The sequence below is a fragment of the Streptomyces sp. NPDC052299 genome, from assembly GCF_040679335.1.
Taxonomy (GTDB): Bacteria; Actinomycetota; Actinomycetes; order Streptomycetales; family Streptomycetaceae; genus Streptomyces.
In genome coordinates this window covers 23,262-43,514 of record NZ_JBFAUP010000012.1, presented here as the reverse complement: position 1 = coordinate 43,514, position 20,253 = coordinate 23,262, and the positions used below count along the sequence as shown (strand labels likewise).

Below are 20,253 nucleotides of genomic sequence, written 5' to 3'. Positions count from 1 at the left end.
TGGGGGGCGTTTGCATGCGCGGTGGTGCTTTCTGGGGGGTCGGGGAACGTGTGCACGAACGTGCGACCTTCAGTCTGGTCGGCGGTCGGGTGCCGGCACCAGGCCCGGGCCGGTCCCGCCACGACCTCGCAATACCGCCGTAGCAAACGGACCGGACAGATCATGTTTTGTACGCAAGTGGAAGTGGAGGCAGGGCTGTGCACGGTGAGTACAAGATTCCCGGCGGCAAGCTGGTCGTGGTGGACCTGGAGGTCGAGGGCGGCGCGCTGCGCGAGGTGCGGGTGGCGGGTGACTTCTTCCTGGAGCCGGACGAGGCGATCCTCGCGATCGACGCGGCCCTGGAGGGCGCCCCGGCGACCACCGACACGACGGCGCTCGCGGCCCGGATCGACGCGGCGCTGCCGGAGTCGACGGTGATGCTCGGCCTCACCACGGAGGGCGTCGCCGTCGCCGTGCGCAGGGCGCTGGCGCACGCCACGGAGTGGAGCGACTACGACTGGCAGCTCATCCACGACGCCCCGCAGTCCCCGGCGCTGCACATGGCCCTGGACGAGGTCATCACGGCGGAGGTCGCGGCGGGCAGGCGCCCGCCGACGCTGCGGGTGTGGGAGTGGGACGCCCCGGCGGTGATCATCGGGAGCTTCCAGTCGCTGCGCAACGAGGTCGACGCCGAGGGTGTCGAGCGCCACGGCGTCACGGTCGTCCGGCGGATCTCCGGGGGCGGGGCGATGTTCGCGGAGCCGAGCAGCACCATCACGTATTCGCTCGCGGTGCCGCAGTCCCTGGTCTCCGGGCTCTCCTTCGCGGACAGTTACGCGTATCTGGACGACTGGGTGCTCGAAGCCCTCGGGGACATGGGCATCAAGGCGTGGTACCAGCCGCTCAACGACATCGCCACCGAGGTGGGCAAGATCGCCGGGGCCGCGCAGAAGCGGGTGGTCGGCCCGGACGGCGGACCGGGCGCGGTCCTGCACCACGTGACCATGTCGTACGACATCGACGCCGACAAGATGCTGGAGGTGCTGCGCATCGGCAAGGAGAAGATGTCCGACAAGGGGACGAAGAGCGCCAAGAAGCGCGTGGACCCGCTGCGCCGGCAGACCGGTCTGCCGCGCCGGACCGTCATCGAGCGCATGATCGAGTCCTTCCGCAACCGGCACGGGCTGACCCGGGGCGAGGTGACCCCGGAGGAGCTGGCGCGGGCGGAGGAGCTGGTCCGTACGAAGTTCGCGAACGACGAGTGGACCGCCCGGGTGCCCTAGCCCGGCGTCGGCGGCCGGTGGTCGTGCCAGCGCAGGTCAGCCTCCAGCTGGGCGGCCAGGGAGACGAGCCGCTCCTCGCTGCGCGACGGGCCGAGGAGCTGGGCGCCGACCGGGAGGCCGTCCGGGGTGAAGCCCGCCGGGACGTTGACGCCGGGCCAGCCCAGCACGTTCCACGGCCAGGCGTAGGGGCATGCCTCGGTCATCGCCACATCGGTGCGCCAGGCGCTCAGCCCGTCGAACCGGCCGATCCGGGGCGGCGGCATAGCGGTCGTCGGGGTCAGCAGCACATCGAACCCGGCGCCGCCGCGGCCGTGCTGGAACAGCGCCCCGATCCTCCGGTGCTGGTGCACCTCGCGCGCCCGGGCCGCCCGCACCACCCGGCCGCCCAGCCGGGTGCCCGTGCGCAGGGCGCTGCGGGTGCGCGCGTCCAGAAGCGCCGGTTCGGGGTGCAGGGCGGCGAGCTCGGCGATGCCCGCGGTGGCGCGGGGCACGAAGCCGAGGCCGATGAGCCCGTAGCGCGGCCGGGCCTCCTCGACGTGGTGGCCGAGCCGGGCCAGCGCCTCCGCGAGCGCGGTGACCGCGCGGCGCACGTCGGGGTGGGGCGCCGTGCCGGTGAGGGTGAGCGGGGGCCGCCAGGCGAGCGCGATGCGCAGCCGGCCCGGGTCGCGGCGGGCGGCGGCTGAGGCGTCGACGGACGGCGGGCGGTGCGGGTCCTCGGGGTGCGGGCCCGCGACGGCGTCGAGGAGGAGGGCGGCGTCCTCGACGGTCCTGGCCAGCGGTCCGTTGACGGTGAGGCCCTGGAACGCGTCGCTGTGCGGGTGCACGGAGATCCGGCCGCGCTGCGGTTTGATGCCGACCAGGTGGGTCCAGGCGGCGGGGATGCGGACGGACCCGGCGCCGTCCGAGCCGAGGGCGGCCGGCACGAGACCGGCGGCGACGGCGGCGGCCGAACCGCCGGACGAGCCGCCCGGGGTGTGGTCGGTGTTCCAGGGGTTGCGGGTGGCGCCGAACGCGGCGCCCTCGGTGAACGGCCACTGGCCGAGCTCGCAGGAGTTGGTCTTGCCGACGATCACGGCTCCGGCCGCGCGCAGTCTGCGTACGGCCTCGCTGTCGGCGGGCGCCGCCGCCCGCTCCCCCGCGCAGCCGAAGTGGGTCGGCATCCCGGCGACGTCCGTGTCGTCCTTGACCGCGACGGGCACCCCGAGCAGCGGCAGCCGCTCCCCCGCCGCGAGTCTGCGGTCGGCCTCGGCGGCCTCGGTGAGCGCGGCCTCGGCGCGCAGGTGGCGGAAGGCGTTGAGGGTGCCCTGGCTCGCCACGATGCCGGCCAGCGCGGCGGTGACGAGTGCGGTGGAGGTGGTCCGGCCGTCCGCGAGGGCCCGCACGCTGTCGGCGAGCCCTCGCGGGGCGGGGTCCGGGGCGCCCCGGTCCGGTACGGGTTCTTCGGCCGTTCGGGTGACTGAGGCTGAGGACATGGGCGGCTCGCCTCCTCGTACCGTCAGGTGCGCACGTACACCTGTCCGCGCGAACGGACTTACTGGAGGGTAACGAGTGGGCGCGCGGCCCTCAACCGTTCGGCACGAGGCTTCTGTTCGGCACGAGGGTTGTTACGGCCGCACGCTGATCTCGCCGATGCCCGTGCCGAGGCCGGCGCAGTGCGCGGTGGACTGGCCGGACTGGCCCGGGGCGAGGGTGACGTGCTCGCCGTCCACGTCGGGCGACCAGCCGCAGACCAGGTGGACCCAGAAGGTCTGGGTGGTGGAGCCGTTGTTCCGGCACAGCGCGTAGCCGGTGTAGTCGTCCACGGCGTGCTTGCCGGTGTCGCAGGACAGACCGGGCGGAGTGGCGGAGGCCGGGGCCGCGACGACGAGACCGCCCGCCGCGGCGAGGGCCGTGGTCAGCCCGGTGACGGCGGCGCGGCGCAGCGCGGTGGCGGACAGGCTCCGCAGGGTCTTCTTCATGGTGCCCTTTCGGTGGTGACCGCCCGTGACCGCCGGGGCGGCACGCGTACGGTCGCGTTCGGCTCTGTCGCGGGCGGCTGCCGGAGCGGACCGCCCGCCGTCTGCCTAACCGGGAACGCCGGAAAACGTCACGCTGCGTGGACGGTGCCGGGGCCGGGGCGCTCGCGCCGAACGGGCGGCGTTCACTCCCCCGGCGTACGCTCGACTGGACCGGACAGCGGTCACCCGGCAGTCCACGACCCTTCGCACCGAGGAGGCGACGTGACCGGTTCTCTACTCGGCACCCGCCCGGCCGTGTGGGCAGCCGCGTTCCTGATCGGCGCCGGCGGTACCGGCGCCCTCGGCGGCGTGGCCCATGCGGAGGACATCGACCATCTCACCGCCCAGCAGATCGCCGACCGCTCCCGGGACGCGCTGCTCGCCACGGACTCCCTGCACGTGTCCACGCGGGGCGACCTCGGCAAGGGCACCCCGTCCATGTCCCTGGACCTGGCGTTGGACCGGCACGGCAACTGCAACGGCTCGGTGGACCTGGGCCGGAGCCAGGGCTCGGTGCTCATCGTCAAGCGCGGTGACGACGTGTGGCTGAAGCCGGACGCGGACTTCTGGAAGAACCAGGTGCCGAACGGCGGTTCGGCCTTCGCGGCGATCGTCGGCGACCGCTATCTGAAGGCCCCCGCCGACAGCCCCCGGCTGCGCGCCCTGACGAAGACGTGCGACCTCAACACCTTCCAGAAGCTGGTCAGCGACAACGCGAACGACGACACGGGCACCCTCAACAAGGGCCCGAAGACCACCGTCGACGACCGGTCCGTGATCCCGCTGACCCGGATGCGCGGCGACATGACGCTGACGGTGGACGTGGCGGCGACCGGCAAGCCCTATCCGCTGCGGCTCTCGCTGCACGGCGGGGACGGCACGGACGCGGTGGTGAACCTCTCCGACTTCGGTGAACCGGTGCCGAGGAACACCCCGTCGTCCGCCGACTCGTACGACGTCAGCGCCCTGCTGAGCCGGACCTCCGCCCCGAGCTGAGGTCCAGGGACCTCCATGGCGGCCGACCTGCGACAACGGGCATGATAGGAACGCCCGTTCCAGCAGATCCACCGGATGCCGCGCGTCCCCGCCGCCCTCAGGGGCCGGGGGCCGGGAGGTCAGATTCGTGTCACGCCAGGTGCTCACCGTCGCAGCGGACGGTTCGGGCGACTTCCGCACCGCCGCCGAGGCCGTCGCCCGCGCCCGCACCGGAGCCATCGTCGCCCTCCGGCCCGGCCGGTACGAGGAGGCCCTCACCGTCGCCACCGCGATCACCCTGACCGCGGCCGAGGGCCCGGGCACCGCGGAGCTGGCACCCCGGCGCGGGACCGCCCTGACGCTGACCGGCGACGCCCTGATGGTCAGTGACCTCGTCCTACGCGGCCAAGACGACGAAGTGCCCGTGGTCGACGTGCCGCGCGGACAGATCGCCCTGGACCGCTGCGAGGTGCACGGCTCCTCCTGGGCGGCCCTGTTCGCCCGCGGCAGCGGCTCCCTGGCCCTGCGCTCCTGCCTGGTCGGCAACCCGGCCGGAGCGGGCCTGGTGTCGACCTCCGGGAACGAGAGCTTCCTGGAGGACTGCCTCGTCGAGCACCTGGGCACCTCCGCCGTGGTGGCCGGGGAGCGCGGACGCCTCACCGTGCGCCGCAGCCGGCTGCGCGACGCGCGGGGCAACGGCGTGCTGGCCAACGGACAGGCTCGGGTGCTCCTGGAGGACTGCGCGATATCCGCCACCGACAAGCCCGGCCTCGCCGTCGAGGAGGACGGCACCGCACGCATGGTGCGCGGCTCGGTCCGCGAGGCTCTGGTCGGTGTGCACATCAGCGCCACCGGGCGGTCGGTGCTGGAGGAGGTCACGGTCAGCGACACGACGGGGCACGGCCTCGTGGTGGGGGCCGGCAGCTCGCCCACCGTAACCGGGTGCCGTACCGAACGCACCGCGGGGCACGGGCTGTTCGTGACCGAGCGCAGCCGGGGCACCTTCGCCGACTGTACGTTCGCCGCCGCACAGGACGCGGCGGTACGGGTGAGCGGCCTCTCGTCACCGGTGCTGACCGGGACAGTGGTCCAGGACGCGAAGGCCGTCGGGCTGCTGCTGGACGAGGACTCCGCAGCCGAGTTCGACCGGCTGGAGGTCCGGGACTCGGGCGCGTCCGGGATCGTGATCCGGCGCGGCGCCAACCCCCTGCTGCGCCGCGCCGCCGTCTCCCGGTCCGCCGCGCACGGCGTCGAGGTCCTCAAGGACGGCCGGGGACGCCTCGAGGAGTGCCTCGTCGAGAACTCGGGCGACTCCGCCGTCCACGTGGCCGGGCACGGCAACCTGTACGTCGGCGACGGCACCCTGCGCACCACCGGCGCGGCCGGGGTGCACGTCGGCGCGCTCGGCACCCTCACCCTGCGCGACACCTGCGTGGACGCGGCGAGCGGAGCCGGGGTGCTGGTGGACGCGCAGGGCGAGCTGTCGGCGGCGCGGGCGAGGATCAGCGGGGCGGCCGAACACGGGGTGCTGGTCGCGGCGGGCGCCCGGGCTTCGCTGAACGCGTGCGAGGTGACCGGGTCCGGCGGTGACGGGGTCCGAGTGGAGGGCGCCGACCCGGTCTCGCTGACCGGGTGCGAGCTCCGGGACAACCGGGGCAGCGGACTCCGGCAGGCGGTGCCCGGCGACCGGCTGGCCGTGGACCGGCTCACCAGCGCGGGCAACGGTGCTCCCGACGCCTGGGGCAGTGCGGCGGGCGCGGAGGCGGCGGCGGACGGGCGGCTGCCCGGAGGCGCGGTGCCCCGGGCGGCCGAGCCGGAGCAGGACACCGGACCGGTGGCGGAACTCCAGTCACTGATCGGGCTCGACGAGGTGAAGCAGCAGGTCCTGACGCTGATCAACCTGAACCGTCTGGCACAGCGTCGCGCCAGTCTCGGGATGCCGGCCCCGCCGATGAGCCGCCATCTCGTCTTCGCGGGCCCGCCCGGCACCGGCAAGACCACGGTGGCCAGGCTGTACGGGGCGATCCTGGCGTCGCTCGGGGTGCTGCGGTCCGGGCACCTGGTGGAGGTGTCGCGGGCCGACCTGGTGGCGCAGGTCGTCGGCGGGACCGCGATCAAGACCACCGAGGCGTTCACCCGGGCCCTGGGCGGGGTGCTGTTCGTGGACGAGGCGTACACACTCACCCCGGCCGACGGTGGTTCGGGCGCCGACTTCGGCCGGGAGGCCATCGACACACTGGTCAAGCTCATGGAGGACCACCGGGACGACGTGGTGGTGGTCGCGGCCGGCTACCCGAAGGAGATGAACGCCTTCCTCGCCTCCAACCCCGGTCTGACCTCGCGCTTCACGCGGAGCGTCGAGTTCACCGACTACACGTCGGACGAACTGGTCACCATTGTCGAGCAGATGTGCACGGCCCATCGTTACGAGCTGGAGCCGGCGACCCGGACCGCGCTCGGCGCCCACTTCGACGCCGTGCCGCGCGACGCGGGCTTCGGCAACGGACGCACCGCGCGCAAGGTGTTCGAGGAGATGGTGGACCGCCAGGCGTCCCGCCTCGCGGCTCTGCCAGAGGTGAACGAGCGGGATCTCGCCGTGCTCACCGCCGAGGACCTGGGGGTGTCGGCGGCTCCCGCGGCCAGGGCGGGCGACGATCCGCTGCTGCGGCTGGACGCCCTCGTGGGTCTTGCGGCGGTCAAGCGCGAGGTGGGCGACCTGGTCAACCTGCTGGCCGCCGCCCGCCGCCGCAGCGAGGCGGGCCTGCCCGTGCCCCGGATCAGCAACCACCTCGTCTTCGCGGGCCCGCCCGGCACCGGCAAGACCACTGTCGCGCGGCTCTACGGGGAGTTGCTGGGCTCGCTCGGGGTGCTGCCGCGCGGTCAGCTGGTCGAAGCGTCGCGGGCGGATCTGGTGGGGCGCTGGGTCGGCCATACGGCGCAGCTCACCCGGGAGGTCTTCGAACGGGCCCTGGGGGGCGTTCTGTTCATCGACGAGGCGTACACGCTCACCCCGGCCGGGGGTTCCGGTTCCTCGGACTTCGGGCAGGAGGCGGTGGACACCCTGCTGAAGCTGATGGAGGACCACCGCGACGAGGTGGTGGTGATCGTGGCGGGCTACACCGAGGAGATGGAGCGCTTCCTCGGTTCGAACCCGGGCCTCGCCTCCCGCTTCGCGCGCCACATCGAGTTCCCCGACTACACCTCGGACGAACTCGTCACCATCGTGCGCCGGCACGCCGTCGACAACGGCTACGAGTGCGCGCCGGGCGCGGCGACCGCGTTGCGCGCGCACTTCGAGGGTCTGCCCCGGGGTCGTGCTTTCGGCAACGCCCGTCTGGCCCGGCAGACGCTGGAGCAGATGATGACCCGGCAGGCCGGGCGGCTGAGCGCACTCACCGCGCCGAGTCTGGACGACCTGCGGCTGCTGCTTCCGGAGGATCTGCCGGGCGTGCGCTGACGTGACGCGCCCCCGGCCGATCCGGCCCGACACCTCTCACCCGTACCGAATCGAGGAACGGCCCGATGCGCCGAACCGTCACCGCGCTGCTGCTCGCCGCGGCGCTCTCCACCTTCTCCTGCCCGCCGGCGTCGGCCGAGGTGGTCCTGCCGGCCGTCCCGGAGCGGCTGTCCGCGCAGCAGAAGTGCACCTCGTTCAAGGGGCGGGACGCGCCGGACGCGCCCTGGACGCGCGGTGCACTCGCCCTGGACCAGGTGTGGGCGCTGTCCCGGGGGCGGGGGGTGACCGTCGCGGTGGTCGGTACGGGGGTGAGCGACGCGCCCGCCGTGCTCGCCGGCCGGGTGCGGGCGCTGGGCGACGCCGGGCAGGACTGCGTGGGCCGGGGGACGTTCCAGGCCGGCCTGATCGCCGGCGCCGTGACCCCGGGCCAGGGTTTCGCGGGCGTCGCGCCCCAGGCCCGGATTCTCGCGGTCCGGGGCACGGGCGGGCGCGGTGAGCCGGACCCGGCCCGGCTGGCGGCCGGGGTGCGGGAAGCCGCGGCGGCGGGGGCGGACGTCATCGCGGTGACGGCGCCGCTGGACGGCGCGGACAAGGCGGTGCGTGGGGCGATGGAGGCCGCCGCCCGGGCGGACGCGCTGGTGGTCGTGCCCGCGGCGGCGGACAGCGCCCCGTCGGGTTCCTCCCGTGCGACGCCCCGCCCCGCGCCCGCGCCACCCGCGAGCGCCCTGGCCGTCCTCGACACCGGACCGCAGGGCACCCGCCCGGACTCCGCGCCCGGGTTCACCCGCGCCGACCTCACGGCGCCGGGCGACGCGCTGGTGGGCCCGGGGCCGGTGGGCGACGGCAAGTGGACGGGGTCGGGCGCCTCGCTGGCGGCGGCGGTGACGGCGGGCACGGCGGCGCTGGTCCGCTCCTACCGGCCGGAGCTGACGGCGGCGGAGGTACGGGAGCGGTTGCTGCGGACGGCGTATCCGGGCGACCTGCCGGCGCTCGATCCGTACGGCGCGGTCGCCGGGGTCGCCGGGAGTCCGGCGCCCGCGTCTGCCGCGTCCGCCGATCCCGTACGCCTTCCCGCCGCCCCCGACACGCGGGACGCCCGGGCCACGGCACTGATAGTCACCGGAGGCGCGATGGGGACGGCGCTGGCAGTGGCGTTCGTGGCGGCGGTCCTGCCGCGCGGCAGGACCCGGAAGTGGCGTCCGGGCCGGATCGCGGACTGACCCCGGGGGGTGTCAGGGGGCCGTCGTCTCCTCGTCCGGCAGCGCCAGCTGCATCAGGGCGGCCTTGCGGCGTGCGATGCGCAGGGCGCGGCCGGGCGGCAGGTTTCGGGGCTTCACGCTGTCGAAGACGTACCCCTCGGAGGGCGGACAGGAAAGCTGGAGCGCCGGGGAGTTGACTTCCTGGAGCTTGCGCATCAGGGGGTCCATCCGGGACGCGCCCGTCGCCGCCCTCGCCACAACGAGGTGGAGGCCGACCTCGTATCCCAGGGCCAGGTGCGGCAGCAGGGGCTCGAACGGGCCGTTGAAGGCTGAGCCGACCATCTCGTAGTCGTCCACCAGGACGAACAGTCGCGGCCCCGTCCACCAGTCGGCGCGGCGCATCCGGGCGGGCGAGATGTCCTCGCCGGGTGCGCGGACGGCCATGGCGCGGGCCACCCCGTCGACCAGTTCACGCAGCGGGTCGGCGGCGACGGCGTGGCCGAGACGGTATGCCTCGGGGACCGCCTCGATGAGTTCGCGCCTGTAGTCGACCACGAGGACGCGGGCCTGCTCCGGGGTGTGGGCGGCGGTGATCCGCTGGGCGATCAGGCGCAGCGCGCTGGTCTTGCCGCTCTCCGTGTCCCCGACCGCCACCATGTGCGGGCTCTGCTCGAAGTCGTGCCAGACGGTGACGAGCTCGGCCTCGTCCAGCCCGAGCGGGATGCGCAGCGGGCGGTCGGCCGATACGGCCGGGAGTGAGGCGGCAGCGAGCCGGGTGGGCAGCATGCGGACCGGTGGGGCCGGGGGCGCGTCCCAGTTCTCCGCGACCGCGCCGACCAGGTCGGCGAGCGCGTCGGCGAGGTCGTCCGCGCCCTCCCCGCCGTCGATGCGGGGCAGCGCCGTGAGGAAGTGCAGCTTGTCCGGGCTGAGGCCGCGGCCCGGCACGGCGGGGACGGTGCCCGCCGCGCGGATGTCGATGCCGGAGTCCATCGGGTCGCCCATCCGCAGTTCCAGGCGGTTGCCCACCTGGTCGCGCAGGGCGGCCGACAGCTCCACCCAGCGGGCGGTGCTGATCATCAGGTGGATGCCGTAGTTGAGGCCGCGGGTGGCGAGGCCGTTGAAGGCGGTGACGTCGTCGAACATGTCGTTTCGGACGGTGGACCAGCCGTCCACGACGAGGAAGACGTCACCGAACGGCTCGTCCGCGTACTCCCCGGCCGCACGCCGCTTGCGGTAGGTGGCCATGGAGTCGATGCCGTGCTCCTGGAAGAAGACCTCGCGCCGGTTGAGCAGGGAGGTGACCTCCGCCAGGGTGCGGGAGACCCGCTCGGTGTCGAGGCGGCCGGCGACGCCGCCGACGTGCGGCAGTCCGGCCAGCGACTGCAGGGCGCCGCCGCCGAAGTCCAGGCAGTAGAACTGCACTTCGCGGGGGGTGTGGGTGAGGGCGAGCGCGGTGATGAGGGTGCGCAGGACGGTGCTCTTGCCGCTCTGCGGTCCGCCCGCGACGGCGAAGTGGCCGCCCGCGCCGGAGAGGTCCACGGTGAGCAGGTCGCGTACCTGCTCGAAGGGCTTGTCCACGATGCCGACGGGCACCCGCAGCAACCCGCGCCCGGGCGATCCGGCGCAGGTGAGCCCGAGCGCGGGGTCGGGGACCAGCGGGGGCAGCAGGGCGTCCAGGGCGGGCGGGGTGTCGAGCGGCGGGAGCCAGACCTGATGGGCGGGCGGCCCGCTGTTCGCCAGCCGCTCGATGGCCAGCGCGAGCAGCGACTCACCGGTGTCCGGCCCGGTGGCGGCCGGCTCGGGATCGGGCGCTGCGGGCAGGGTCCGGGGCACTACCCAGCCGGTGCTGAGTGGCACGACCTGGCGGGCGATCCGGGCCTGCTGGACGCTGCCCCGCCTGGGCGTGTACGCGCCGGAGACATAGGCGGCGCGGAACCGGGTGAGGGAGGCGACGCCGCTCTTGAGGTAGCCGCTGCCCGGAGCGGGGGGCAGGTGGTAGGCGTCGGGGACTCCGAGGACGCCGCGGCTCTCGATGGCGGAGAAGGTGCGCAGGCCGATGCGGTAGGAGAGGTGGCTCTCCAGCTGGTGCATGCGCCCCTCGTCCAACCGCTGGGAGGCGAGCAGCAGGTGCACGCCGAGCGAGCGGCCGAGCCGGCCGATCATGACGAAGAGGTCCATGAACTCGCGGTGCGCGGCGAGCAGTTCGGAGAACTCGTCCACGACGACGAAGAGCGAGGGAAGCGGTGCGAGAGCGGCCCCGGCCGCGCGGGCCTTCTCGTACTCCAGGACCGAGGAGTAGTTGCCGGCCCGGCGCAGCAACTCCTGGCGGCGCATGAGTTCACCGTGCAGGGCGTCCTGCATGCGGCCGACGAGCGGGGTCTCCTCGGCGAGGTTGGTGATGACGGCGGAGGTGTGCGGCAGGGCGTCCATGCCGAGGAAGGTGGCGCCGCCCTTGAAGTCGACGAGGACGAGGTTGAGCGTCTCGGACGAGTGCGTCAGGGCGAGGCCGAGCACCAGGGTGCGCAGCAGTTCGCTCTTGCCGGAGCCGGTGGCGCCGATGAGCATGCCGTGCGGGCCCATGCCGCCCTGCGCGGACTCCTTGATGTCGAGTTCGACGGGCCTGCCGTCCTCGCCGACGGCGATCGGCACCCGCAGCCGCTCGCGGCTCTCCAGCGGCCGGCGGAACAGCTTGTGCGGATCGTGGCCACGCAGGTCGGGGATCCCGAGGAGGTCGGTCAGTTCGGTGTCGGTGGCGAAGGGTTCGGCCGCGACGGCACCGCCGCCCAGCCGGTACGGGGCGAGCCGTGCGGCCAGGGCGCGGGCGGCGACGGGGCCGAGTGCGTCGGGCTCGCCGAGGAGCGTCGCCTGCTCCTTGCGGTCCCGGTCGGTGCGTACGAGGAAGAGGCCCTCGTCCTGTAGGCGCAGGCGCAGGGTGCCCCGGGCGGGCTTCCAGGTGAGCGAGCCCGAGAGGTCGAGGACGACGGTGTTGCGGTAGCTGGGGCCGTCCAGGCGGTGGCCACCGGGAACGGTGCCGCCGTCGACGACGATCACGGTGAACGGCTCTTCGCGGCCCGGCGGGGTTTCCGGATCGAAGGGCGGGCGCTCGGTGAAGTCGGCGCCGAGCAGTTCTTCGAGCTCCACCAGGCCGGCGGCGACGGTGCGGGCGGCGCCCGCACCGTCGCGCTGATACGCGTGCTGGACGTGCGGGAGCCACTTCAGCCACTCCCAGTCGGCGCGCCGTTCGTCCGACACGCACAGGGCGACGGCCAGTTCCTCCGGTGCGTGGAAGGCGGCGAGCTGGGCGACCAGTGCCCTGGCCAGGGCGTGGACCCGGTCCTCGTCGCCCTGCACCAGAATGCGGGACCAGGCGCGCAGGTAGAGGGCGATGGGCTGGTCCGGCACGGTGCCGTAGGCACGGATGAAGCGGCGCAGGGCGTGCGCGGAGAGCGGTTCGAGGTCCTCGACGGGCTTGGTGGACAGAGGGGTGAGGCGGCTGCCCAGCTTCTGTTCGCCGACCGCGACGCGGACCTCGGCGAAGTCCTCGTCGGCGGGGCGCCGTTCCCACTGCCGGCTCGTGCCGGTGAGCGCCCAGAGGGCCGCGGGGTCGGGGTGCCGCCAGGCGAGGGCACGCTGCTGCTCAGCGACGGTGCGGCGGATCTTGCGCCGGGTCTGGGCCAGGTAGCGCAGGTAGTCGCGGCGCTCGCCCTTGAGCTTGCGCTTGCGCTCGCCGGCGCCGCGGATCAACTGGCCGATGATCATCGCCACCGAGGACAGCAGCATCAGCCCGATCGCGAAGTAGCTGAACGTGGTCACCTGTCCGGGCCGGATGAACATCATCAGCATGGCGAGCGACGTGAGGCACATCGGCAGGTACATCCACAGCGCCGACGCGTTGGGCTCCGACTCGGGGAGTGTGGGCGGTTCCTGCAGGCTGATCTCGCCGTCGGGCATGTCGGGGCCCCGTCTGCGGGCCGGACGGCGGAACAGGACTGTGCTCACGCGGGCTTCTCTCGTCGGACTGCTCGCGCCGGTGCCACCCGGAGTGGGCGCACCGGCCGGACAGAGTGGGCGGGCCCCACACGGAGGAGCGAACACGCGTGCGGCCTGATGCCTGGTCAACGGTAGTGTGTCGTGATCCACTTCGGAATCCCGGCCTCGCGGAGAGGTGTGGCCACGCGCCATGACAGACATATCCACCACCGGACTGTGCCGTCTCAGTGTCCGGGCGCCGCAGCGCCTGCTCGACCTGGCCGTCCCCGCCGACGTACCCCTGGCGGATCTGCTGCCCATCCTCCTCGACCACGCGGGCGAGGACCTCGCCGAGCAGGGCATCGAGCACGGCGGCTGGATCCTCCAACGGCTGGGCGGTGAGCCCCTGGACGAGGAGAGCACCCCCGAGGGGCTGTCGCTGCGCGACGGCGAGACCCTGCTGCTGCGCCCCCGCGTCGAGGCCCTGCCCGCCATCCACTTCGACGACCTGGTCGACGGCGTCTCCACCACGATGCGCGAACGCCCGCACGGCTGGGCGGACCGCACCGGCCGGTGGCTGCTGCGCGGCACCGCCGTGGTACTGCTGGCCGCCGGGCTCCTGGTGCCCGCGCTGCCGGGCGGCTCGGCCGAGCTGCGGGCCGCCCTCGCGGCGGGGACCGGGCTGCTGGTGCTCTTCGGCGCGGCGTCCGCGAGCCGGGCGGTCGGCGACTCGGCGGCGGGCGCTGCGCTGGGTGTCCTGGTAGCGCCCTATCTGGCCCTGGCGGGCTGGCTGTTGCCCGCGGGCGACCCGGGTCCCCAGCTGCTGGGCTCGCGGCTGCTCGCCGCGTCGGCCGCCGCCGCGGCCGGGGCCGTGCTGGCCGTCGCCGCGGTCGCCGCGTTCGTCCCCCTGTTGCTGTGCGCGGCGGTCGTCGCGGTCGCGGGTGCCCTGTGGGGGGCGCTGATGCTGACCCTGGACGTGCCCGCCTCGCACGCCGCGAGCATCGTCGCCGTGGCCGCCGTCGTCTTCGGCGGACTGGTCCCCGGCATCTCGTTCCGCCTCTCGGGCCTCCGGCTGCCCGCGCTGCCGGCCAACGCCGAGCAGTTGCAGGAGGGCATCGAGCCCCACCCGCACCAGGCGGTGGTGACCCGCACCGCGCTGGCCGACGAGTGGATGACCGCCCTGTACACGGCGGCGGGCCTGGTCTGCGCCGGGGTGCTCACCGCGCTCGTGCTGGACCGGCCGACGACAGCGTCCCAGGTGACCGCGGCCGTCCTGTCGGTGCTCCTGCTGCTCCACGCGCGCGGCATCGGGAACGCCTGGCAGCGGCCCGCAGTGATGTTCCCCGGGCTGGGCGGGCTCGTACTGCTCGCGGTGCGCGCCGCCGAGGTGCTGACACCGGCCCAGCGGCCCGTCCTGCTCGCCGCGCTGCTGGCGCTCGCCGCGACGGCGGCCATCGCCTCCTGGACGGTCCCCGGCCGCCGGATGCTGCCGCACTGGGGCAGGGCCGCCGACCTCGCGCACTCACTCGCGGCCGTGGCGTTGATCCCGCTCGCCCTGTGGGTGCTCGGCGTGTACGCGACTCTGCGCACCGCGGCCGGCTGAGGGGCGGCGGAGATGCAGTCACGCAAGGACCAGGTCCAGGCGCACATGTTCGTGATGGGCCGTCTCACCAGCGGCATGCTGCGCGGCGACCCGGACGCGCCGGAGTCCCCCGTGGGCCGCACCAACCGGGGCATGGGCTGGGGCCTCGGCCTCGGCGTCGTCCTGGCCGTCGGATTTCTCCTGTTCGGCCTGATCTCCCCGGCCGGCTCGAAGTCCTGGCGGCAGGGGTCCGCGCTGATCGTGCAGAAGGACACCGGCACGCGCTATCTGTACCTCGACCGGAAGCTGCGCCCGGTACGCAATTACGCCTCGGCGCGGCTGATGTCCGCGGACCCCCTCACCACGGTCCAGGTGTCCGCCGCCTCACTGCGCGGGGAGCCGCACGGAACCCCGGTCGGCATACCCGGCGCCCCCGACTCCCTTCCCGCCGCCGGCGATCTGGAGACCGGCGCCTGGCAGGTCTGCGCCGACGAGCCGGAGCGCACGGGCCCGGACGGCACCGGGCGCGCCGCCGTGACCTCGCTGCGGGTGGGCTCCCCGGTCGGGGGCGCGTCCCCGGGCGCGGACCGCGCGCTGCTCGTGGAGGCGCCGGACGGACAGCGGTACGTGCTGTGGGGCGACCACCGGCTGCGGCTCGGCGGGCACGGGGCGGCCGAAGCGCTCGGTTACGCGGGGGCCGCCCCGGTCCGCGTTTCGGCCGCGTTCCTGGACAGCGTCCCGGCGGGCGCCGACCTGGTGGCGCCGGAGGTGGAGGGGCGCGGGGCGGCGGGCCCCCGCATCGGCGGGCACGTCGGCCGGGTCGGCCAGGTGTTCCGGCTGTCCTCGCCCGGGGCCGCCGCGCGCTACTACCTGCTGGAGAAGTCCGGGCTGCGGCCGCTGGGCGGCCCGGGGGCGGCGCTGGTGCTGGGCGACGACCGTACGGCGAAACTGGCGTACGGGGGTGAGGTGCCGGCCGCGATCGCGCTCACCGCCGACCAGCTCGCCCAGCACCGCGCCCCGGAGGCGACGGCCGCACGGGACCCCGCGCAGTGGCCCGACCGGACGCCCGCGCTGCGGGAGCCGGGGCCCGGCACCTCGGTGTGCGCGCAGCTGCGGCCGGACGGGACCTCGCCCACGGTACGACTCGCCCTGCTGCCGGGGGCCGCGAAGGCGGACGCCCCTGCCGCCGGTCCGGAGATCGCGGGGGCCTGCCTGGCGGTGGACGGGGTGGCGGTGCGACCCGGGGGCGGGGCGCTCGTCCAGGTGCTGGGCGCCGGGGGTGCGGCGATCGGCTCGACGGCTTATCTGGTCACGGACGCCGGGGTGAAGTACCGGCTGCCGGACGCGGATTCGGTCGAACGGCTGGGCCTCAAGGGCGGTCACGCTCAGGCCGTGCCGTCGCGGCTGCTGGACATGCTGCCCACGGGCCCGGTCCTGGACGTCGCGGCGGCGACCGGGGCGGCCCCCGTGAGGGCCGGCGATCGCTGCGGTGACACGCAAAAGATCAATTAGGGCTCAAATTTGACCTCGAATCATTGTTCCCGGCACATCTGTTTCCCTAGCATCGACACACCCCACGTCACAGCGGTCCCTCCTCGCTCTTCAGGAAGGCAGTACCAGCCATGGCCACTCCCCCCGCCCCGGGCAGCATCCAGACGTCGGCGCAGTCCGAGAACGAGAAGGGCTACACCGCGCTCAGCATGGTGAAGTCGGGCATCCAGCAGTCCCAGCAGGAAGTCCGCACCACCATGGGGACGTTGATGGCCGCCTACGGCGGACAGGACGGCGGAGCGTTCCAGCGCCTGCTGACGGACTGGAACGCACAGGTGGACATCATCACGAAGAACGTCGGCGAGATGATGCAGAAGCTCCAGGAGACCGGCGTCCAGCAGCGCAACCTCCAGCAGCACACCACGGACACCATCCTCACCAGCGGCAGGTCGCAGAACGTCTTCGACCAGCTGGCCTGAGTCCGCGCCCCACGCTTCCGGCCCGTCCTGCTCCCCACCCCGTAAGGAGTCCGCCATGACCACCCCCGCCGGCTACGACCACTCCAACAAGACCGACGGCATCATCCACGTCGAGTACAAGCACGTGGATCAGGCCGCGGAGGACATGCGGCTGCAGACGCAGCGCATCAAGGACCTCGTCACCGCCCTCAACGAGGAGCTGCAGGGCCTGCACGGCGCCTGGCAGGGTGCCGACGCGGCGACGTACGCGACGCTGCAGACCAGCTGGAACACCGCGACCGAGCAGCTTGGTCAGGTGCTGTCCCGGCACAGCTCGACGCTGGACGAGATCTCGGACCTCTACCGCAGGCACGAGAACCGCAGCGCCTCGGAGTGGGGCAGCATCCGCGTCGGACGCTGATCCGGTGACCGTCCTCGTCCGCAGAGCCGTTGGAGAACAGTGATGGCGACCCCGCCGACCGACCTGTCCCACCTGGACACGGAGACCCTGCGCAGATTCACCGACACCGACGTGGCGGGATTCGTGAAGCTGCTCACGGACCTCATGGCGGACACCCCGCAGCACGAGACGCCCAGCATGAACACCCTGGCGAACCAGTTCCTCTCGGCGGAGACCGGCTACGTCAAGACGCCGTTGAAGGTGGGGAGGCTGGGGGCTTCCGACGGGTCCGCGGGCCCGCTGTCGGCCGCCCCGTTCCTCGCCTGTCTCGCCTCGGCGGCCAAGTCGCTGAACGGCATCGAGGAGGACCAGCTCACGCTGTTCCGGGACATCAAACGTGAGCTGGGCACGGTGGTCACCGACATGGAGAAGACCCAGAAGGACAGTCTCGACGAAATCGAGAGCCAGAAGTTCCTGAACGACCTCCACGCGGTGAACGCCGACCTGGCGCCCAGCAAGCAGACCTGACCGCCGTTCAGCACACCCCCGACCGAAAGAGAACGAACCGCTCATGGCCGTCGACTCAAGCTGGGAGTCCGTCGTCAAGCAGCTCACCGGTTTCGACGGCGGTACCCGGGCCAACGTGGCGGCCGTGGGCGGTGCGGACGCCGCGGCGGGCGACGGCAGCGAGTGGATGCTCATCAGCATCTCGCACGGCAGCGGAGACCGCGAGACCACTCCGTCCCTGGACACACCGGGCGCGAAGCTCGGGCGGACGATCAAGTTCTACGGTCCGCCGACCATCGGGACGAAGGCCAAGGTCCAGGTGTACACCGTCCAGTTGAGCCTGCCGTGGTCCTCGTCCAGCGGCGCCGACTGGAGCGACACGGGGAACGCGGGAGCGTACGACTGGGGCTACGGCCAGGCCGTGCGGAAGCTGCTGAACGAGCACCACACGGCGGGGTTCGGTGCGGAGTACCCGCACACGAAGGCGGTGGCGGACGAGGACTCGGTGGACCTGCGGACCTTTCCCGCCACGGCGCGGGCGTTCGACCGGGTCACCGCGTACTTCCGGAGCCAGTCGCCGGTGCTGGACCAGTGGGTCAAGGATCTCGACGGCGAGTACGCGTCATACCGGGGCACCGGCGCCGATGTCTTCCGGGACCTCATCGACGCGCTGGGCACGGGCTACAAGGACCTGCTGAACGACCTCTCGTCGGCCGGGGGCGGCAACGCCTCCGTCAGCGACCCCACGTACCACTCCGACTCCGTCGTCAGCGACCGAATCCTGGAGGCCGAGCAGGCGGTCTTCGACGCCGCGTCCACGCTGTGGTTCGCCTGGGACTCCTGGGTCGCGAGCGGGATGTGGCTGGGCACCGCCCACCTCGACAAGCTCCTCGACGAGCTCTCGCTCTGGCTGAACGAGAACAACATCCGGCGCATGCAGCAGAACCAGTACGGTTACAACCAGGCGGGCGACGGCTTCCTCACCACGCACCCGGTCTACGGGGACCTGACCAAGCCGGAGAGCTGGAAGGCCCTGTCCAAAGCGGCCTGCACCTCCTGGACTGCGACCCTCACCGCGCTGGACACCGCGGCGCAGCAGGCGATGCTGGACCTCAACCAGGCCATGCTGATGCCGGGCGCCACCACCTCCTTCACGTTCGCCCCGGGCATCTCCTCCCTCGCCGAGGCGAACGCGGCCGACGAGGCCGCCAAGGCCAAGGAGGACGCGCAGAACAAGCTGGACGACCTCGCCGGCGGCGGTCCGAAGACGGACGTCCCCGGGCTGGGCGACGGGAGTGACCTTCCGTCGGGGAACCCGTTCACGAGCGGCGACGACGATTCCGGTACGTTGCCCGGCGGCGTCGACGGTACGACGCCGAGCGCGATACCTCCGCTCGGCCTGAACGGCACGGGCGACGGCAGTTCGTTCGGGCTCGACGGCACGACCGGCCCCGGCGGCTCCCTCACCACGGCGAACCCGGACGGCTCCCTCACCACGACGAACCCCGACGGCTCGCACACCACCACCTACCCGGACGGCCACCAGGAGACCACGCCGGCGGGTGTCCTCCCGCCGGTCCTCGGCCTCAACGGGACGACCGCGCCCGGCCTCGGAGGCGTCGCCCCCCGCACGGTGAAGGGCCCCGACGGCAGTACGACCACGTACCACCCGGACGGCTCGCGCACCATCGCGCACAAGGACGGCACGACCACCACCGTCCGCCCCGACGGCTCCACGGTCACGGACAACCCCGACGGCTCCCGGACCGTCCTGAACAAGGACGGCAGCGAGACCGTCACCTACCAGGACGGAACGAAGACCACCATCGGGAAGGACGGCTCCACGCTCACCCGGTACCCGGACGGGTCCTCGGCGAAGCTCACCCACGACGGCACGCTCACCACCACGGACGCCCAGGGACACAGCGCCGTCACCCACCCCCGGCCGGGCACGACGGCACAGAACCCGGACGGCTCCACCACCACGTACGGCGAGGACGGCACCACGACGACCACGCACGCCGACGGGACGAAGACCACCGTCGCGGCGAACGGCACCGTCACGACCGTCGACCCGGACGGCACGAAGACCGTCTCCCACCTGGGCAAGGGCACGTCCACCGTCCAGTACGCGGACGGCTCGGTCGCCCAGGTCGGCGCGGACGGCACCGTGTCGACGACGTACAAGGACGGCAGCACCACCAAGCTCGGGCCGGACGGCACCTACACCACCACCGACGCCGACGGCCACCGGACGACCGAGCATCTGAACGCCACCGCCGGCACGGGTCCGTTGACCACGCACCACGCGGACGGGACGGCCACGACCACGTACCCCGACGGAACGGTCGACACCACGCTGAAGGACGGTGGCCACCGGATCAGCTATCCGGACGGACGGACGGTCACCACGGACGCGTACGGGCGGACCACCGGCACCGTCCCGGAGCTCGGCGCCAACGGCTCCGGAGACGGGTGGGGCGACTACGACTACTACGACTACCCGGAGGGCTCGGCCAGTGCTTCGCTCCTGGACGGCGGATACGGCTCCGGCGCGGCCGGGGACAGCACGGCAGGCGGACGGATTCCTCCGCTGGGGCTGAACCCGCTGGGCGGGCAGGGGCTCACCGCGGGCACCCCGGCCGCGGCGGGCGCGGGAGCCCTGGGTGAGCGCACCCGGTCGGTGGCCGCGGGCGAGGCCGCGTCGGCGCGCGGCACACGGGCGGCCCAGCTCGCGGCCGAGGAGGCGGCGGCGATGCGCCGGCCCGCCACCACCAGCTCCGGCACGCCGATGATGCCTCCGATGGGCGGCATGGGCGGCGGCGCGGGCACCGGCACCCAGAGCGCCGAGCGGGAGCGCTCGACCTGGGTGAGCGAGGACGAGGAGACCTGGGGCACCGACGAAGGCGGCGTGTCGGCGGTGATCGGACGATGACGGCGGACGTACGCCTCACGA

13 protein-coding genes are annotated in these 20,253 nt (G+C 73.5%); 10 read left to right on the top strand and 3 right to left on the bottom strand.

Annotated features, from left to right (window positions below; all coding sequences use genetic code 11):
* The first annotated feature begins 197 nt into the window (after positions 1-197).
* Positions 198-1,262: a biotin/lipoate A/B protein ligase family protein gene (locus AB0L33_RS21145; protein ID WP_365683598.1), complete on the top strand. Its 1,065-nt coding sequence runs from the start codon at positions 198-200 to the stop codon at positions 1,260-1,262.
* Here the strand turns inward: AB0L33_RS21145 and AB0L33_RS21140 are convergent.
* Both AB0L33_RS21140 and AB0L33_RS21135 read right to left on the bottom strand, forming a co-directional pair.
* Complete coding sequence (locus AB0L33_RS21140) at positions 1,259-2,734, bottom strand: amidase (RefSeq protein WP_365683596.1); 1,476 nt, start codon at positions 2,732-2,734, stop codon at positions 1,259-1,261. The genes AB0L33_RS21145 and AB0L33_RS21140 overlap by 4 nt on opposite strands.
* Positions 2,735-2,866: 132 nt before the next feature.
* Positions 2,867-3,220 carry a hypothetical protein gene (locus AB0L33_RS21135; protein ID WP_365683594.1) on the bottom strand — a complete coding sequence of 118 codons (354 nt, stop codon included), beginning with the start codon at positions 3,218-3,220 and terminating at the stop codon, positions 2,867-2,869.
* 261 nt (positions 3,221-3,481) lie between these two features.
* Here AB0L33_RS21135 and AB0L33_RS21130 point away from each other — a divergent pair, with 261 nt between their 5' ends.
* From AB0L33_RS21130 to AB0L33_RS21120, 3 genes are all read left to right on the top strand, one after another.
* Complete coding sequence (locus AB0L33_RS21130; protein WP_365683592.1) at positions 3,482-4,255, top strand: hypothetical protein; 774 nt, start codon at positions 3,482-3,484, stop codon at positions 4,253-4,255.
* Positions 4,256-4,382: 127 nt separating this feature from the next.
* Positions 4,383-7,691 (top strand): right-handed parallel beta-helix repeat-containing protein, encoded by a 3,309-nt coding sequence (locus AB0L33_RS21125; protein ID WP_365683590.1) that lies wholly within the window; start codon positions 4,383-4,385, stop codon positions 7,689-7,691.
* A gap of 65 nt (positions 7,692-7,756) precedes the next feature.
* Positions 7,757-8,911 carry a S8 family serine peptidase gene (locus AB0L33_RS21120; RefSeq protein ID WP_365683588.1) on the top strand — a complete coding sequence of 385 codons (1,155 nt, stop codon included), beginning with the start codon at positions 7,757-7,759 and terminating at the stop codon, positions 8,909-8,911.
* A 12-nt stretch (positions 8,912-8,923) separates the two neighbouring features.
* Here AB0L33_RS21120 and eccCa read toward each other — a convergent pair whose 3' ends face one another.
* On the bottom strand, positions 8,924-12,889 hold the full coding sequence (eccCa, locus tag AB0L33_RS21115) for a type VII secretion protein EccCa (RefSeq protein ID WP_365683586.1): 3,966 nt from the start codon (positions 12,887-12,889) through the stop codon (positions 8,924-8,926).
* A gap of 181 nt (positions 12,890-13,070) precedes the next feature.
* On the opposite strand from eccCa, the gene eccD reads away from it, so the two are divergent.
* From eccD to AB0L33_RS21085, 6 genes are all read left to right on the top strand, one after another.
* Entirely contained in the window at positions 13,071-14,462 is a 1,392-nt protein-coding gene (gene eccD / locus AB0L33_RS21110) for a type VII secretion integral membrane protein EccD (RefSeq protein WP_365683584.1), read from the top strand.
* Between the two features lie 12 nt (positions 14,463-14,474).
* Complete coding sequence (gene eccB / locus AB0L33_RS21105) at positions 14,475-15,953, top strand: type VII secretion protein EccB (protein ID WP_365683582.1); 1,479 nt, start codon at positions 14,475-14,477, stop codon at positions 15,951-15,953.
* Positions 15,954-16,063: 110 nt separating this feature from the next.
* On the top strand, positions 16,064-16,411 hold the full coding sequence (locus tag AB0L33_RS21100) for a hypothetical protein (RefSeq protein ID WP_360858214.1): 348 nt from the start codon (positions 16,064-16,066) through the stop codon (positions 16,409-16,411).
* 55 nt (positions 16,412-16,466) lie between these two features.
* Entirely contained in the window at positions 16,467-16,811 is a 345-nt protein-coding gene (locus tag AB0L33_RS21095; protein WP_365683580.1) for a WXG100 family type VII secretion target, read from the top strand.
* A 42-nt stretch (positions 16,812-16,853) separates the two neighbouring features.
* Entirely contained in the window at positions 16,854-17,318 is a 465-nt protein-coding gene (locus tag AB0L33_RS21090) for a type VII secretion system-associated protein (protein ID WP_365683578.1), read from the top strand.
* Between the two features lie 43 nt (positions 17,319-17,361).
* Positions 17,362-20,232 carry an AAWKG family protein gene (locus AB0L33_RS21085; RefSeq protein ID WP_365683576.1) on the top strand — a complete coding sequence of 957 codons (2,871 nt, stop codon included), beginning with the start codon at positions 17,362-17,364 and terminating at the stop codon, positions 20,230-20,232.
* Positions 20,233-20,253: the final 21 nt, after the last annotated feature.